15 protein-coding genes are annotated in these 14,758 nt (G+C 63.8%); 7 read left to right on the top strand and 8 right to left on the bottom strand.

Translation table 11 applies throughout. The annotated features are described in order from the left end of the window. Both NKH95_RS10680 and NKH95_RS10675 read right to left on the bottom strand, forming a co-directional pair. Positions 1 to 1,068 (bottom strand): ABC transporter ATP-binding protein, encoded by a 1,068-nt coding sequence (locus NKH95_RS10680; protein WP_023811705.1) that lies wholly within the window; start codon positions 1,066 to 1,068, stop codon positions 1 to 3. A gap of 2 nt (positions 1,069 to 1,070) precedes the next feature. Further along, positions 1,071 to 1,805: an SDR family oxidoreductase gene (locus tag NKH95_RS10675; RefSeq protein ID WP_352891516.1), complete on the bottom strand. Its 735-nt coding sequence runs from the start codon at positions 1,803 to 1,805 to the stop codon at positions 1,071 to 1,073. Positions 1,806 to 2,076: 271 nt separating this feature from the next. On the opposite strand from NKH95_RS10675, the gene NKH95_RS10670 reads away from it, so the two are divergent. The 4 genes from NKH95_RS10670 to NKH95_RS10655 all read left to right on the top strand — a co-directional run bounded on the left by NKH95_RS10670 (position 2,077) and on the right by NKH95_RS10655 (position 6,643). Further along, positions 2,077 to 3,309 carry an ABC transporter substrate-binding protein gene (locus NKH95_RS10670; protein ID WP_023811707.1) on the top strand — a complete coding sequence of 411 codons (1,233 nt, stop codon included), beginning with the start codon at positions 2,077 to 2,079 and terminating at the stop codon, positions 3,307 to 3,309. 137 nt (positions 3,310 to 3,446) lie between these two features. After that, entirely contained in the window at positions 3,447 to 4,316 is an 870-nt protein-coding gene (locus tag NKH95_RS10665; protein ID WP_023811708.1) for a carbohydrate ABC transporter permease, read from the top strand. Beyond that, on the top strand, positions 4,313 to 5,137 hold the full coding sequence (locus tag NKH95_RS10660) for a carbohydrate ABC transporter permease (RefSeq protein WP_013528984.1): 825 nt from the start codon (positions 4,313 to 4,315) through the stop codon (positions 5,135 to 5,137). The genes NKH95_RS10665 and NKH95_RS10660 overlap by 4 nt, the downstream gene beginning before the upstream one ends. 24 nt (positions 5,138 to 5,161) lie before the next feature. Beyond that, complete coding sequence (locus NKH95_RS10655) at positions 5,162 to 6,643, top strand: M81 family metallopeptidase (protein WP_352722568.1); 1,482 nt, start codon at positions 5,162 to 5,164, stop codon at positions 6,641 to 6,643. A gap of 115 nt (positions 6,644 to 6,758) precedes the next feature. On the opposite strand, the gene NKH95_RS10650 is transcribed toward NKH95_RS10655, so the two are convergent. From NKH95_RS10650 to NKH95_RS10625, 6 genes are all read right to left on the bottom strand, one after another. Continuing rightward, positions 6,759 to 8,813, bottom strand: coding sequence for a M3 family metallopeptidase (locus tag NKH95_RS10650; protein ID WP_023811710.1), 2,055 nt, complete (start codon positions 8,811 to 8,813; stop codon positions 6,759 to 6,761). 97 nt (positions 8,814 to 8,910) lie between these two features. Continuing rightward, a complete protein-coding gene (locus tag NKH95_RS10645; protein ID WP_023811711.1) occupies positions 8,911 to 9,345 on the bottom strand; it encodes a hypothetical protein in 435 nt (144 codons plus the stop codon). Next, complete coding sequence (locus NKH95_RS10640) at positions 9,342 to 9,986, bottom strand: carbonic anhydrase (RefSeq protein WP_027037320.1); 645 nt, start codon at positions 9,984 to 9,986, stop codon at positions 9,342 to 9,344. Before NKH95_RS10640 ends, NKH95_RS10645 begins: the two co-directional genes overlap by 4 nt. Positions 9,987 to 10,134: 148 nt before the next feature. Further along, a complete protein-coding gene (locus tag NKH95_RS10635) occupies positions 10,135 to 10,905 on the bottom strand; it encodes a DUF429 domain-containing protein (protein ID WP_352793085.1) in 771 nt (256 codons plus the stop codon). Continuing rightward, positions 10,902 to 11,786 (bottom strand): pyridoxal kinase PdxY, encoded by an 885-nt coding sequence (gene pdxY, locus NKH95_RS10630; protein WP_352797653.1) that lies wholly within the window; start codon positions 11,784 to 11,786, stop codon positions 10,902 to 10,904. The genes NKH95_RS10635 and pdxY overlap by 4 nt, the downstream gene beginning before the upstream one ends. Positions 11,787 to 11,799: 13 nt before the next feature. Continuing rightward, positions 11,800 to 12,051 carry a hypothetical protein gene (locus NKH95_RS10625; protein WP_352797650.1) on the bottom strand — a complete coding sequence of 84 codons (252 nt, stop codon included), beginning with the start codon at positions 12,049 to 12,051 and terminating at the stop codon, positions 11,800 to 11,802. A gap of 162 nt (positions 12,052 to 12,213) precedes the next feature. On the opposite strand from NKH95_RS10625, the gene NKH95_RS10620 reads away from it, so the two are divergent. The 3 genes from NKH95_RS10620 (at position 12,214) to NKH95_RS10610 (ending at position 14,754) form a co-directional block, all read left to right on the top strand. Next, positions 12,214 to 12,852, top strand: a complete 639-nt coding sequence (locus tag NKH95_RS10620) for a LemA family protein (RefSeq protein ID WP_023811716.1) — start codon at positions 12,214 to 12,216, stop codon at positions 12,850 to 12,852. Positions 12,853 to 13,052: 200 nt separating this feature from the next. Then, positions 13,053 to 13,868 carry a TPM domain-containing protein gene (locus NKH95_RS10615; protein WP_352772736.1) on the top strand — a complete coding sequence of 272 codons (816 nt, stop codon included), beginning with the start codon at positions 13,053 to 13,055 and terminating at the stop codon, positions 13,866 to 13,868. A 4-nt stretch (positions 13,869 to 13,872) separates the two neighbouring features. Further along, the gene (locus NKH95_RS10610; protein ID WP_352772738.1) at positions 13,873 to 14,754 is read left to right on the top strand and encodes a TPM domain-containing protein; all 882 of its coding nucleotides are present in this window, start codon (positions 13,873 to 13,875) and stop codon (positions 14,752 to 14,754) included. Positions 14,755 to 14,758: the final 4 nt, after the last annotated feature.

Below are 14,758 nucleotides of genomic sequence, written 5' to 3'. Positions count from 1 at the left end.
TCATAGAGGCAGCCCCGTCGCCTTGTCGAACAGATGGATGTTGCCGGGATCGACCGAGACCGGGAGCAGGTCTCCCGGCCTGACCGGCACCCTGTCACGGAACACGGCACGTACCGTATCAGCACCGATAGCGCCGTAGACATGGGTTTCGGAGCCGGTGGGCTCGACGACATCCACCCTGATCGCCATCGCGTCGACAGCCTCGCCGATGACAAAATGCTCGGGCCGGATGCCAGCCTCCACCGCGCTGTCCGCCGGCACCTGTTTGCCGGCAAGCGCAAGCCGCCCGCCACCGGCCGATTCGAACCAGGTTTTCTGAGCTGCCGCCTTGAGCGAACCGGACACAAAGCTCATCGACGGGGAGCCGAGGAAACTAGCCACGAACTTGTTGGCCGGCCTGTCATAGAGCTCCAGCGGCGCCCCCACCTGCTGGATCCTGCCGCGGTCCATCACGACGATGCGGTCGGCCATCGTCATGGCCTCGATCTGGTCGTGGGTGACGTAGACGATCGTCGATTTCAGCCGCTGGTGCAGCGCCTTGATCTCGACGCGCATCTGCACGCGCAATTGTGCGTCGAGGTTGGACAGCGGCTCGTCGAACAGGAACACAGACGGTTCGCGTACGATGGCGCGGCCCATGGCGACGCGCTGGCGCTGGCCGCCCGACAGCTGGCGGGGATAGCGGTCGAGATAGGAGAAGAGATTAAGGACGCCGGACGCCTTCTTGACCTTCTCGTCGACCACCGTGCGCGTCTCACCGCGTATCTTCGGGCCAAAGCCGATATTGTCAGATGCCTTCAGATGCGGAAACAGTGCATAGGACTGGAACACCATGGCGATGTTGCGCTGCTGCGGCGGCAGCGCGTTGGCGCGCACGCCGCCGATCAACAGGTCGCCGGAGGTGATCGTCTCTAGGCCGGCCAGCATGCGCAGCAAGGTCGACTTGCCGCAGCCGGACGGGCCGACCAGCACGACGAACTCGCCGCTCTTGATATCGAGGCTGATGTTCTCGAGGATATTGTGCTGCCCGAAGGATTTCGACAGGTCGCGAAATTCGACGTCGGTCATGGTCACGCTCCCAGAATGTCGTCGATGAATGGCAGGCAACCGGCGGTCAGCCCCGCGTCCACGGGCATCACCACGCCTGTTATTCCAGATGCACGATCGGACGCAAGGAAAGCGACGGCTTCCGCGACTTCCGAAGCGTTGACGATGCGGCCGAGCGGATAGAGCCGCTGCAGCTTGCCGAGGATTTCGGGATCCTTGGCAAGGCGGTGGTCCCAGGCGGCGGTGCGGATCGATCCGGGGCAGACGACATTGGCGCGCAGGCCGCTGCGGCCGAGTTCGACGGCGATCGCCTTGGCGTAAGCGTTGATGCCGGCCTTGGCCGCGGCATAGGCGGGATTGCCGAAATGCGCGATGGCATTGACCGACGAGATGAAGACGACACTGCCGGGGCCGCGGCCGGCCATCGCCTTGACCAGCGGGTCGGCGAAGTTCATCACGCCGGTCAGGTTGAGGTCGAGTTCCTGCTCTATTCTGTCGGGATCGAGCGCCGAAATCGTCTCTGCGCGTGTCCAGCCGGCATTGTTGACGAGAATGTCGGGCACGCCATCGCGGTCGAGGATCGCAGCGATCGCCGTGGTTATCGACGCCTTGTCGAGAAGATCGAAGACGTGGCGGGAGGCAAAATGCGGGCTCTTCAACGCCTCGCTCGACTGGTCGCAGCCTATGACCCTGGCGCCCCTTTGCGCCATCAGCGCCACGATCGCCGTGCCGAGGCCGCCGCCAGCACCCGTCACCACGACAGTCTTGCCCTCGAACTCGGTCCTGCCTTCGAACTTGGCCCTGCCTTCGAACTCGGCCCTGCCTTCGAACTCGGATTGCGAAACCACCGTGCGTCATCCTCCGGGAGTTCTGACAGATCGTGCAAGGCCTGGGCCCGTAAATGTAATTAAGCAACAAAATAATCCGCTTGCAAGCCTTCAAATCATCGATAATGTAGGAAAGTCACATAATCTTCTGCTCCGGCAACGAAGAGGCGCGCAGGCGCAAAATCAAAATGGGAGAGATCAAATGAGCCTTGCAAAATGGACTGTCGGCCTGATGGCCGGAATGAGCACGCTGGCAATTGCGGCGCAGGCGGATGCGGGCGAGGTGCGGGTCACCGTGGCCGAGTACAGCGCCAAGACTGCTCCCTATTTCGCCGACGTCAAGAAGGAATTCGAGGCGGCGAACCCCGGCATCACCGTCAAGTTCGAAGTGGTGCCGTGGGATGTGCTGCTGCAGAAGCTGACCACCGACATCACCGCCGGCACCAATGCCGATCTGTCGATCATCGGCACGCGCTGGCTGATCGACTTCGTCCAGCAGGATGTCGCCGAGCCGCTCGACGGCTACATCAAACCCGACTTCAAGGACCGCTTCATCGATACCTTCCTGTCGCCCTCGATCATGGACGGCAAGACCTACGGCCTGCCGATCGCGGCCTCGGCGCGCGCCATGTACTACAACAAGGAGCTGTTCGAGAAAGCCGACATCGCCAAGCCGCCGGCAACCTGGACCGAGCTGCAGGACGATGCGCGCAAGATCAAGGCGTTGGGGTCCGGCACGTTCGGCTTCGGCCTGCAGGGCAAGGAGATCGAGACCGACGTCTATTACTATTATGCGATGTGGTCGCAGGGTACCGAAATCCTCAACAAGGACGGCACTTCGGGCCTGAGCACGCCAGGTGCGCTTGAGGCCGCCAAGCTCTATAAGTCGATGATCGACGAAGGCCTGACCGAACCCGGCGTCACCTCCAACAACCGCGAGGATGTGCAGAACCTGTTCAAGCAGGGCAAGGTCGGCATGATGATCACCGCACCCTTCCTGTCCAACCAGATCAAGGACGAGGCGCCCAACCTGAAATACGGCGTGGCGGCCATTCCGGCTGGTCCGACCGGCGCGCGCGGTACCTATGGCGTCACCGATTCCATCATCATGTTCAAGAACTCCAAGAACAAGGACGAGGCCTGGAAGCTGCTCGACTTCCTGTTCACCACGGAGCAGCGCGCCAAGTTCACACAGGGCGAAGGCTTCCTGCCGGTGAACAAGGAAGAAGCCAAGATGGACTATTACGTCAACAATGCCGATCTGGCGGCGTTCACCGCGCTCTTGCCCGACGCCCGCTTCGCGCCGGTCATTCCGGGCTGGGAAGAAGTCGCCCAGATCACGTCGGACGCCATGCAGAAGATCTATCTCGGCGGCGACCCCGAGGCAGGATTGAAAGACGCAGCAGCCAAGGCCAATGCAGTGCTGAAGAAGTAGGGCGTATCTCCCTGCGCCCGTGGCGCGCTCCACTCAGGCGGGGCGCGCCACCCCTTGGTTCCCGGCCCGGTGCGGCGGATCCGAAATTCGCATAAGCAGACCTTCTGATCCAGCGCACCGAGGTTGCAGGCCAGCAGATGCAAAATCGTTTCTTGCCCTATCTCCTGACCTTGCCCAGCCTGTTTCTGGCGGCGGTGGTCATCTTCTGGCCGGTCTGGGACCTGATCCAGATCTCGACGCATGAGGTCAGCCGCTTCGGCCAGCTTCGCGACTTCAACGACTTCGCCAATTTCGCGGCACTCGCTGCCGATCCCGATTTCACGGCCGCGCTCTGGCGCACCGGCCAATGGACGGTGATGGTGGTCGGCGGTGCGCTTCTCTTGTCGATCCCGGTGGCGATGATCCTCAACACCGATTTCTATGGCCGCGGCATCGCCCGCGTCATCATCATGCTGCCCTGGGCGGTGTCGCTGACCATGACCGCGGTGGTCTGGCGCTGGGCGCTGAGCGGCGAAAGCGGCATGCTCAATTCGGCGCTGATCGGCCTCGGGCTCATCGATCACAACATCCAATGGCTGGCGAGCGCCGAGACCGCTTTCCCGATGCAGGTGCTGATCGGTATCCTGGTGACGGTGCCGTTCACGACCACGATCTTTCTCGGCGGGCTGTCGTCGATTCCGGACGATCTCTACGAGGCGGCGGCGCTCGAAGGGGCGACGCCGCTGCAGCAGTTCCGCGAAATCACCTTTCCGCTCCTGAAACCGTTCATCAACATCGCCATCGTGCTCAACACCATCTACGTCTTCAATTCCTTCCCGATCATCTGGGTGATGACGCAGGGCGGCCCGGCCAACTCGACCGATATCCTGGTCACCCATCTCTACAAGCTGGCCTTCCGCATCGGCAAGCTGGGCGAAGCGTCGGCGGTGTCGCTGGTGATGTTCGCCATATTGCTGGTCTTCACCATGATCTATGTGCGGCTGGCGATGCGGGAGCAACGCACATGACGAGCAAGCTGAAGCGCTCCATCATCGCCTGGCTGCTGCTGGCGCCGCTGATCGTGGTGACGCTCTTTCCCTTCGCGGTGATGTTCCTGACCGCGGTCAAGCCGAGGCAGGAAGTGCTGTCGCCGACCTGGTGGCCGAGCGAATTCCGCTGGTCGAATTTTTCCGACATGTGGGTGGCGACCGGCTTCGGCCAGGCGCTGCTCAATTCGCTCTACGTGTCTGTGATCGCCACAGTCGGCGCCATCCTGATCTCGGTTCCGGCGGCCTATGCGATGTCGCGCTTCCGCTTTGCCGGCTACGGCGCCTTGCGCCAGTTCCTGCTGATTTCGCAGATGATCTCGCCGATCGTGCTGGTGCTTGGCCTGTTCCGGCTGATGGCGGCCTGGGGCCTGGTCGAGAGCACGACGGCGCTCGGCTTCATCTACATGGCCTTCAACGTCGCCTTCACGGTGTGGATGCTGCAGAGCTATTTCGACACCATTCCGCGCGATCTCGAGGAGGCGGCCTGGATGGAAGGCGCCGGCCGCTGGCTGACCTTGCGCAAGGTGTTCCTGCCGCTCTGCCTGCCGGCGATCGCGGTGACGGCGATCTTCACCTTCATCAATGCCTGGAACGAATTCGTCGTGGCGCTCACCATGTTGCGCAGCCAGGAAAGCTACACGCTGCCGATCCAGGTGTTCTCGCTGGTCGCCGGCCGCTACACCATCGAATGGCATCACGTCATGGCCGCCACGCTGCTGGCGACCTTGCCGGTGGCCATCCTGTTCATCTGGCTACAGCGTTATCTCGTTCGCGGGCTGGCGCTCGGAGCGGTCAAGTAGCCGCTATCTTTCTACGGAGCTTTCATGCGCATCTTCACCGCCTCGCTGGCGACGGAAACCAACACCTTCTCGCCGGTGCCGACCGATAGGGCCTCGTTCGAGATGGCCTTCTATGCCGGGCCCGGCAAACATCCGGACACGCCGACGCTGTGCTCCTCGCCGATGGTGGCGCTGCGCCGGCGGGCAGCGGCCGAAGGCCTCGATGTCATCGAGGGCACCGCAACCTGGGCGGAGCCGGGCGGCCTGGTGCAGCGGCAGACCTATGAGGTTCTGCGCGACGAGATCCTTGGCCAGCTCGAGGCCGCGCTGCCGGTCGATGCTGTCATCCTCGGCCTGCATGGCGCCATGGTGGCGCAAGGCTATGACGACTGCGAAGGCGACCTGCTCGAACGGGTTCGCGCAATGGTCGGGCCGGAGGTGGTGATCGCAGTGGAACTCGATCCGCACAGCCATCTGACACCGAAGCGCGTGGCGGCCTCCGACATCCTCGCCTACTTCCTCGAATTTCCGCACACCGATTTCTACGAGCGCGGCGAACACGTCGTCGAGCTTGGGCTTGCGGCGGCGAGGGGCGAGATCAAGCCGGTCATTTCGACCTTCGATTGCCGCATGATCCAGGTCCTGCCGACCAGCCGCGAGCCGATGCGCTCTTTCGTCGACCGGATCAAGGCGCTGCACGGCAAGGACGGCGTGCTGTCGGTCTCCGTCATCCACGGCTTCATGGCGGCCGACGTGGCCGAGATGGGCACGCGCATCCTGGTCGTCACCGACAATGACAAGGCCAAGGGCGACGCGCTGGCGGAACGGCTCGGGCGGGAACTCTACGCGCTGCGCGAAAAGACGGCGATGACGATGCTGAGCGCCGCCGACGGCATCGATCGGGCGCTGGCCGTGCGCGCCGAGAATCCGGGCAAGCCGGTGGTCATCGCCGATATCTGGGACAATCCCGGCGGCGGTGTGCCCGGCGACGGCACCTTCGTGCTGCGCCAGATGCTGGCGCGTAGCCTGGACAAATTCGCCGTGGCGACGATCTGGGATCCGATCGCCGTCACCTTCTGCCTGGCGGCCGGCGAGGGCGCGGTCATCAACCTGCGCTTCGGCGGCAAGGCCGGGCCGCAGGCCGGCGAGCCGATCGATGCGCGCGTGCGCGTGCTGAAGGCGGTTCCGGAGGGTTGGCAGAGTTTCGGGCCAAGCCGGGTGACGCTCGGGCCGACGGCGCTGGTCCGCCTCGAAGGCACCGAGGTAGACATCATCCTCAACACCAATCGCACGCAGACCTTCGAGCCGGATATCTTTTCCAACATCGGCGTCGATCCGCTGGCCAAGGACGTGCTGCTGATCAAGTCGACCAACCATTTCTACGCCGGCTTCGAGCCGATCGCCGCCGAGATCATCTATGTCTCGGCGCCAAGTTCATATCCCAGCAATCCGGCGGTGACCGATTACAAGAAGCTGACGCGGCCGGTGTGGCCAAGGATTGCGGATCCGTGGAAGGTGGCTGGGTAATCTCCCCCCCTTGCGGGGGAGATGTCGCCGAAGGCGACAGAGGGGGTCGTCGCGCGTGAAGCGCCAACCTTCTTCTGCCGCAGCAGGTCGAGTCCGGTCGAACCGACCCCCAGCGCTACACCAGCCCGCGCTTCACCATCATTGCTTCCGGCGACGGCATCTTGCCGCGAAATGCCGTATAGAGCTCTTCCGGGTCCTTCGAGCCGCCAGCGGCATAGATGTGCTTCCTCAGCCGTTCGGCCAGCGCCGGGTTGAAGGGGTCGCCGGTCTCCTCGAAGGCGGCGAAGGCGTCGGCATCGAGCACCTCCGACCACATGTAGGAGTAATAGCCGGCCGAATAGCCGTCACCGGAAAACACATGGCCGAAATGCGGGGTGCGGTGGCGCATGGCGATGGTGTCAGGCATGTGCAGCTTCGCAAGCGTTTCGGCCTCGAAACGAAGTGGCTCCTGCGGGGCATCAGGCCGTGCATGGTAGGCCATGTCCATCAAGGCGGAGGCGGTGAATTCTACCGTTGCGAAGCCGGCGCCAAACGTGCGCGCGGCCAGCATCTTGTCGAGCAGCGCCTTGGGCATCGGCTTGCCGGTCTTCACATGCAGCGCGTGCTTTTCCAGCACCGCCGGCACGGTCAGCCAATGTTCGTAGAGCTGCGAGGGCAGTTCGACGAAATCGCGGCTGACGGAGGTGCCCGAAACCGAGGGCCAGGTGACGTCGGTCAGCATGCCGTGCAGAGCATGACCGAATTCGTGGAACAGCGTTTTCGCCTCGTCCACCGACAGCAGCGCCGGCTCGCCGGCCGGCGGCTTGGCGAAGTTCATGATGTTGTAGATGACCGGGCTCGCACCGTGGCCGAGCCTGTAGCCGGATTGCAACGCGCTCATCCAGGCGCCAGAGCGCTTTGACGGCCGGGCGAAATAGTCGGCCAGGAACAGGCCGTGCTCGCTGCCATCGGCATTCTTCACCACGAAGACGCGGGCATCCGGATGCCAGGCCGCGATGCCCTTTTTCTCTTCGAAGGTGATGCCGAACAACCGTGTCGCCACATCGAAGCAAGCGTCGATGATGCGGTCGAGCTGCAAATAGGGCTTCAGTTCCGCCTCGTCGAAGGCGAATTTTTCCGCGCGCAGTTTCTCCTGGTAGAAACGCCAGTCCCAGGCAGCGAATTTTTCGTTGCTGCCGGCCTCCGTCGCCAACCGTTGCAATTCGATCTGGTCGCTTGCTGCCTTCTCCAGCGCCTTCTCCCACACCGGATCGAGCAGCGCGTGTACCGCCTTCGGCGTCTTGGCCATGGTGTCATCGAGCTTCAGCGCGGCGAAGGAGGCATAGCCGAGCAGCTTTGCCTTTTCGGCCCGCAGGCGCAGCATGTCGCGCACCACGTTCGTGTTGTCGGTGGTGTCGCCATTCTGCCCGCGCATGGTGAAGGCGCGGAAGGCGATCTCGCGCAGGTCGCGGCGTTCGGAGAAGGTCGAGAACGGCTCATAAATCGAGCGCGACAGAGTGACGGCATAGCGGCCCTTCTGGCCACGCATTTCGGCGGCCTCGGCCATGGAGCTTTTCACGAAATCCGGCAGGCCGGCAAGGTCGGCGTCATCGAGGAACAGCGCCCAGTCGCGCTCGTCGGCCAGCACATTCTGGCCGAAAGCCGTGCCGAGCGAGGACAATTCCTCGCTGATGCGTGCCAGCCGTTTCTTGCCGTCGGCGTCGAGCTTGGCGCCGGAACGGACGAAGCCCTTCCAGGTCTTTTCCAGCACCCGCAGGGTCTCTGCGTCGAGCTTCAGGCTCTCGCGGCGCTGGTAGAGATCGTCGATGCGGGCAAACAGCCGCTCATTCATCGAAATCGCCGAGAAATGCCTGGACATTTTCGGCGAGATGTCGCGCTCCAGCGCCTGGATCGTCTCGTTGGTGTAGGCGCCGGCGCGGCACCAGAAGATCGACGAGACGCGGTCGAGCGCTTCGCCGCCGAGTTCCAGCGCGGCAAGCGTGTTCTCGATGGTCGGCGCATCCTTGCAGCCGGCGATCGCCTCGATCTCGGCCTCGTGCGCCTTCAGCGCCGCGTCGAAGACCGGGGAGAAGTCGCCGTCACCAATGCGCGTGAAATCGGGCAGGCCGAGCGGCCCTTGCCACGCGGTCAGCGGATGGGCGGCGAGGTCGACGGCTTTCGTGGAAGGCATGGACAGTCTTTCGCTGGTGAGGGCAGGCAGGTGGATGGTACCCGATGTAGGGCGCGGCTGGCGGACCCGCAATATGCGGATTTGGCCGATATCGGCCTCAGAAGCCGTCGCAGTTCTCGGCGATCGTGGCTTGCGAACTGGCGGTGATGCGGTTGTCGCTTACCGCGAAGGTTTCGTGCATCAGCATGTCGTTGTTGGGGAAATCGTAGCAGGCGACCACCGTGGTGACGCCGCCTTCGCTTTTCTCGACCCTGTGCCGGATTGCCGCACCGGCAACCGCACCTTTCCACTCGTCGATCGAAGCGATGAATTCCTGCTTGCTTTGCACGATGCCGAGGTCGTCCAGCTTGATGCGGACATCGTCGGCGAGCAGGTCGGACAGTTCGGTGCGGTCGGCGACCAGCAGCGCCGAATACCAGCGGCTGATGAGGGCACGATCATCGGCGCGGGCGGCAATAATCGCTACCAGCAGCGCGGCCGCCGTCAAAACGATCGACCTGATGTTCACCACCTTGCGCGCCGCTGTGTTCATCCCAGCTCCGGCCGTTCGAAATCGCCGGTCTCCTTGTTCATCGTCCAGAGTTCGCCGGTCGAGATATCGAACCAAGCCCCATGCAGCGACAGTCGCCCCTTGCCCTCGAGAATCGAGACGCAAGGAAAGGTTCTGAGGTTGGCGATGGAATAGCGGATCGAGATGCGCTCCAGCGCGGTCTGGCGCTCCGACGCGGTCATGAAGGTGCTGGAGGAGACGGTTTCGGCCGCCGGCGCGATCAGGCTCATCCACTTGCCGATGAAGTCGCCCGGCGAAAGCGGCGCGGAATTGCTGTCGAGCGCGGCACGGATGCCGCCACAGCGGCCATGGCCCATGACGACGATGTTCTTGACCTTGAGGCTCTGCACGGCGAATTCAAGCGCCGCCGAGGTCGAGTGGAACTCGCCGTCGGGAGCATAGGGCGGCACCAGATTACCGACATTGCGCAGCACGAAGAGTTCGCCGGGCCCGGCGTCGAAGATCGCCTCGGGCGCCGAACGCGAATCGCAGCAGGCGACGATCATCGTCTCCGGCGCCTGGCCTTCCCGAGCGAGATCGCGATAGCGCCCGCTCTCTGTGAGATAGCGGCCATTCATGAAATTGCGGTAGCCGGCGAGAAGATGTTCAGGGAGATGGGACATGGGCGGCGTCTGGAGCCTTTCCGGGTTGGATGCGGCAGCTCGTTGCGGTCTAGAGAGGCTCTAGCGGCAAAAGCCGGTCGCGAGCAATGCAGAATTATGAGGGCTGGCTAGAAATGCCATGCATCGAGCGCAACCTTGGCCAACAGCGTTACGCCCAGATGGCGACAGGAATGCCAAAGCTGTCGCGGCGCGGCGGGTCGGGCAGCGGCCGTGCCTCACCGCTGGCGATGCGACCGGCGATCAGCATCATTGCGGCCGCGTCGAGGAAATCATCGGCGGCTGCGCCGCGCGGTGGCGGCTGGTCGAGAAAGCCCGTCTCATAGCCATGCCGGCAAAGCAGAGCCTTGCGTTCCGTCATGCCGGCCGGATTGACGCTGCCCTTGATCTTCTTCGGCAGCTGCATGGCCTGATCGCCGTTCAAGCAGCAGAAAGCGACTTCCGGATGCGATTCGTAGACGCGGCCGCGCAAATCGGGTCGCGCGATCAGCAGGGCGTCGATCTCGCGAATCTTGGCAAAAATGCCGAAGGCCTGGATCGAGACGCCACGCGGCGGGTCGGATGTGGTCATGGCCACCTCGCTTGCCCTGATGTGCGCGGCATACCAGGCTTCGATGGTGGTGAAGCCGTTGGTGTCGGCATAGAGCGCGGCGCGGGAGGGGATCGAGAAGACGCTGGATTGGCGTGCCCCGAGCAGCGGCCGCACCAGCGCTTCGGGGCCGCGACCGCCCTTGCCCGAAAACTCGGGCAGGCCGATCGGCATGTCGACAGCGATGACAGTATCTGTGGGAAGCGATGCGAGCAGGGCGGTGAAGGTTGCAAAGACACCGACCGACGGTGCCATGCCAGAAGCGCGCCGGACGGCGATCCAGCCGGCCTTGCAGCCGTCGACGCCGACAAGCACGGCCTCAGTCGACGTCACGCCCGGCGGCCCCGCCCCGGATGCGTGAGGTGGCGAAGCTGGACCATCGCCATCGGATGCGACAGGCTCTGCGCATCGGTTTCGAGCTGCAGTTCGTCGCCGCCGCGCTTGGCGGTGCGCGCCAGGATCTCGTAGACCGCCGCCGTCGTCGATTGCAGCGCCTTGATCGGCGGCTGGCCGGACAGGATACGTGCCAGATAGACGGCCGCCGTCAGATCGCCCAGGCCATTCGGCGGCTTGTCGATCAGGCGATGTTCGGCGAGCAGCGCCTGGCTGCTATCGAGCAGGAGATTGCCGGTGCCGCCCGTCATCATCGACGGCGCAGAGGTGACCAGCATGGTCAATGGTCCGGCGTGGAGCGCTGCCGCGATCGCCGATTTCAGGTCGGGCAACGCGGCGCCGGCCATCCATTCCAGTTCGTAGCGGTTGGGGGTGGCTATGTCGGCGATCGGCATCAGCCGGTCGCGCATGGCTATGGCGGTTGGCTCGGGCACATAGAGGCCGCCCGAATCACCCATCACGGGATCGCAGATATAGACGGCGCCGGGCGTCCTTGCCTTGACCGCGGCGACCAGCGAGGCGACGGCCTCAGCCTGGCCGGCCTCGCCGAGATAGCCGGACAACACGGCGCCGACTTCACCCAGCCATGGCGCCCGCTCGAGATCGGCCATCAGCGCCTTGAATTGGTCGAGCGGCGGCACGATGCGCGTTGCCCGGCCATGGCCGGGATGCCAGGGCAGGATGACGGTCGGCACCGCCCAGACCGGGAAACCCAGGGTCTCCAGCGCAAAGACGGCGGCACGGTTGCCGACCGAGCCGCGCGCGACATGGCTGGAAATGACGATGACCGCACGCGGCGCGTCGGTTTGTTCGGCGCTCATTGTCGTTTGATTCCTAACTGCCCCGGATGACGTAAAGCACGAGCCAGACCATCAGGCCCAGCGCCAGCAGCAGGCCCAGCGTGCGGCCAAAGCGGGTGCCCCAGACTTCGATCGGATCGGCGCGATCGGCATCGGCCGCGGTAGCGTGATCGTGCATGCCTTTCGCGGCCCGCCCCGCAAACGAGTCGCCGGCCGGATCCGTCTCGTGCGCGATGCGCTCGAGGATACGGCGCGATTCCTTCTCGCTGTCCTGGTGCTCCGCCATGATGATGTCCCGTTTTGCAGGACCTTATCGCGTTCGTACGGCCAATCACAGAGCCTTGCAGCGGCATTGGGCATGCCAGGCGAGGGCTGCCGGCCCGGGCGGTTTTCTTGCGCGCTGATTGTGGTAATGCTTCGCGTGCAACTTCTACCGAGGGACCCCATCATGTTTGCCCAGCGCCTTGCCTCGCCGTCCACGTTCCGCACGCTGCCCGCCTTCCTGATGATGGCGATCGTGCTGCCGCTGCTTGCCGGCTGCGGCTACAACACCATCCCCACAGCGGAAGAAAACGCCAGGGCGGCATGGAGCGAGGTGCTGAACCAGTATCAGCGCCGCGCCGACCTCATCCCCAACCTGGTCGAGACGGTGAAGGGTTATGCCTCGCACGAAAAGGATACGCTCGACGCGGTGGTCGAGGCACGCGCCAAGGCAACGCAGATCACGGTAACACCGGAAACGCTGAAGGATCCCGAAGCCCTCAAGAAGTTTCAGGATGCCCAGGCGGGGCTGACCAGCGCGCTGTCGCGGCTGATCGCGGTCTCGGAGGCCTATCCCGACCTCAAGGCCAATCAGAATTTCCTGGCGCTGCAAGCCCAGCTCGAAGGCACCGAGAACCGCATCGCGGTGTCGCGGCGCGACTACATCCAGGCGGTCAGGGACTACAATCTGACGCTGAGGACCTTTCCCTCGGTGCTGTGGGCGACCTTCTGGTTCCGCGGCAACGAGCCCTTTGCCAATTTCACCGTCGCCGAAGACAAGATGCAGCCGCCGAAGGTCGATTTCGGCACGAAGCAGGGCGGGTGAAGGACGCATGGTGAGCTTGGTCATTGTCGACCTTGTGTTCCTTCACACCCCCCTCTGTCCTGCCGGACATCTCCCCCGCAAGGGGGGAGATCGGCTGCTTTGGCGGATTGGCCAATTTTCAACATCACAGGAAAAGAGCCGTCAGTGAAGACAGCCAATCTCCCCCCTTGCGGGGGAGATGTCCGGCAGGACAGAGGGGGGTGCCAAGAAACGCCAGCCTGACATTCTTGGCTGTCATTCTCAGCTTCCTCTTCCTGCCACTCGCCATCGCCGCCGATCTCCCCGTCCTGACCGGCCGTGTCGTCGACAATGCCGGCATCCTCGATGCCGCGACCAAGGCGGCGCTGACGCGGAAGCTCGCCGACTTCGAGACAAAAGGCTCCGACCAGATCGTCGTCGCGACGATCCCGAGCCTCGACGGCGAGGAGATCGAGCCCTACGCCAACCGGCTGTTCCGCTTCTGGAAACTCGGCCAGGCGAAGGAAAACAACGGCGTGCTCCTGCTGGTCGCCCCGAACGACCGCAAGATGCGCATCGAGGTCGGTTATGGGCTGGAAGGTACGCTGACCGACCTGCATACCAAGCTCATCATCGAAAGCGACATGGTGCCGGCCTTCCGTGCCGGCGATTTCTCCGGCGGTATCAGCAAAGCCGTAGACGACATGATCATGGTGCTGGAAGGAAATCCGGAGGAGCTGGAGGCGCGCGGCGAGCGCAACCAGGAGGCGCCTTTCGAGTCCGACGACCTGTTCTTCACCGTGTTCATCGGCATATGGATAACCATTATGGTCGGCAGTCTTGCTGTCTCCATCTTGCCGCCGATCTTCGGCCAGAAGCTCGGTCCTGGCCGCTACCGCTGGCTCGGCATGACCTTCGAGCCAAGCCGGCGATCCTCCCGTGGTGGCTGGTCGTCGGGAAGTTCCAGCGGCGGCTGGTCTTCGGGGTCAAGCAGCGGTGGAGGCTTTTCCGGCGGCGGCGGTTCGTCCGGCGGCGGCGGCTCGTCGGGAAGCTGGTGATGGCATGACGATACCCAGCATCAGCCTGTCGAAACACGACCGCCTCGCCTCGGCCGTCCTGATTGCCGCGGTCGTGCTGTTCTCCTGCGTCATGGCCTACGCGGCCGACCTGCCGGCGCTGACCGGCCGTGTCGTCGACAATGCCGGCATCATCGATGCCGCGACCAGGGCGGCGCTGACCCAAAAACTCGCCGACTTCGAGACAAAAGGTTCCGATCAGATCGTCGTCGCGACGATCCCCAACCTTGATGGCGAGGAGATCGAGCCCTACGCCAACCGCCTGTTCCGCTTCTGGAAACTTGGCCAGGCGGGCGAGAACAATGGCGTGCTCCTGCTGGTTGCCCCGAACGACCGCAAGATGCGCATCGAGGTCGGTTATGGGCTGGAAGGTACGCTGACCGACCTGCACACCAAGTTGATCATCGAAAACGACATGGCGCCGGCCTTCCGCGCCGGGGACTTCTCCGGCGGTATCAGCAAAGCCGTCGATGACATGGTCATGGTCCTGGAGGGCAATCCCGAAGAACTGGAAGCGCGAGGCAAGCGCAATCCCGCCGATGACGGCACGTCCATCGATCCGATCGTTGCCGTGTTCCTGATCCTGTGGGCGACGATGTTTTTCGGCGGGTTGGCGATGGCGTTCCTGCCGCCGATGTTCGGCACGAAGCTGTCGCCGGGCGTGTACAGATGGCTGGGCATGACGTTTCGTTACGGCCGTGGGCCGAGCGGGTACTCGGGCAGCAGCGGCTGGACAACGGGTTCGTCTTCGGGCGGCTGGTCGTCGGGCAGCTCCGGTGGTGGTTGGTCTTCGGGATCAAGCGGCGGTGGCGGGTTTTCCGGTGGCGGCGGCTCATCGGGTGGTGGCGGTTCTTCAGGAAGCTGGTGAGACA

It is taken from the genome of Mesorhizobium sp. M0848 (assembly GCF_040319805.1).
In the GTDB taxonomy this organism is placed as follows: Bacteria; Pseudomonadota; Alphaproteobacteria; order Rhizobiales; family Rhizobiaceae; genus Mesorhizobium.
The sequence above is the reverse complement of the archived record's forward strand: the minus strand, read 5'-3'. Positions and strand labels throughout refer to the sequence as shown.

Bases quoted from the DNA above. Each gene is read 5' to 3' on its own strand.
- NKH95_RS10610 (WP_352772738.1), top strand. From the start codon at position 13,873: ATGACGATACCCAGCATCAGCCTGTCGAAACACGACCGCCTCGCCTCG.
- NKH95_RS10620 (WP_023811716.1), top strand. From the start codon at position 12,214: ATGTTTGCCCAGCGCCTTGCCTCGCCGTCCACGTTCCGCACGCTGCCC.
- pdxY (WP_352797653.1), bottom strand. From the start codon at position 11,786: ATGAGCGCCGAACAAACCGACGCGCCGCGTGCGGTCATCGTCATTTCC.
- NKH95_RS10665 (WP_023811708.1), top strand. From the start codon at position 3,447: ATGCAAAATCGTTTCTTGCCCTATCTCCTGACCTTGCCCAGCCTGTTT.
- NKH95_RS10645 (WP_023811711.1), bottom strand. From the start codon at position 9,345: ATGAACACAGCGGCGCGCAAGGTGGTGAACATCAGGTCGATCGTTTTG.
- NKH95_RS10655 (WP_352722568.1), top strand. From the start codon at position 5,162: ATGCGCATCTTCACCGCCTCGCTGGCGACGGAAACCAACACCTTCTCG.
- NKH95_RS10640 (WP_027037320.1), bottom strand. From the start codon at position 9,986: ATGTCCCATCTCCCTGAACATCTTCTCGCCGGCTACCGCAATTTCATG.
- NKH95_RS10670 (WP_023811707.1), top strand. From the start codon at position 2,077: ATGAGCCTTGCAAAATGGACTGTCGGCCTGATGGCCGGAATGAGCACG.
- NKH95_RS10660 (WP_013528984.1), top strand. From the start codon at position 4,313: ATGACGAGCAAGCTGAAGCGCTCCATCATCGCCTGGCTGCTGCTGGCG.
- NKH95_RS10625 (WP_352797650.1), bottom strand. From the start codon at position 12,051: ATGGCGGAGCACCAGGACAGCGAGAAGGAATCGCGCCGTATCCTCGAG.
- NKH95_RS10650 (WP_023811710.1), bottom strand. From the start codon at position 8,813: ATGCCTTCCACGAAAGCCGTCGACCTCGCCGCCCATCCGCTGACCGCG.
- NKH95_RS10680 (WP_023811705.1), bottom strand. From the start codon at position 1,068: ATGACCGACGTCGAATTTCGCGACCTGTCGAAATCCTTCGGGCAGCAC.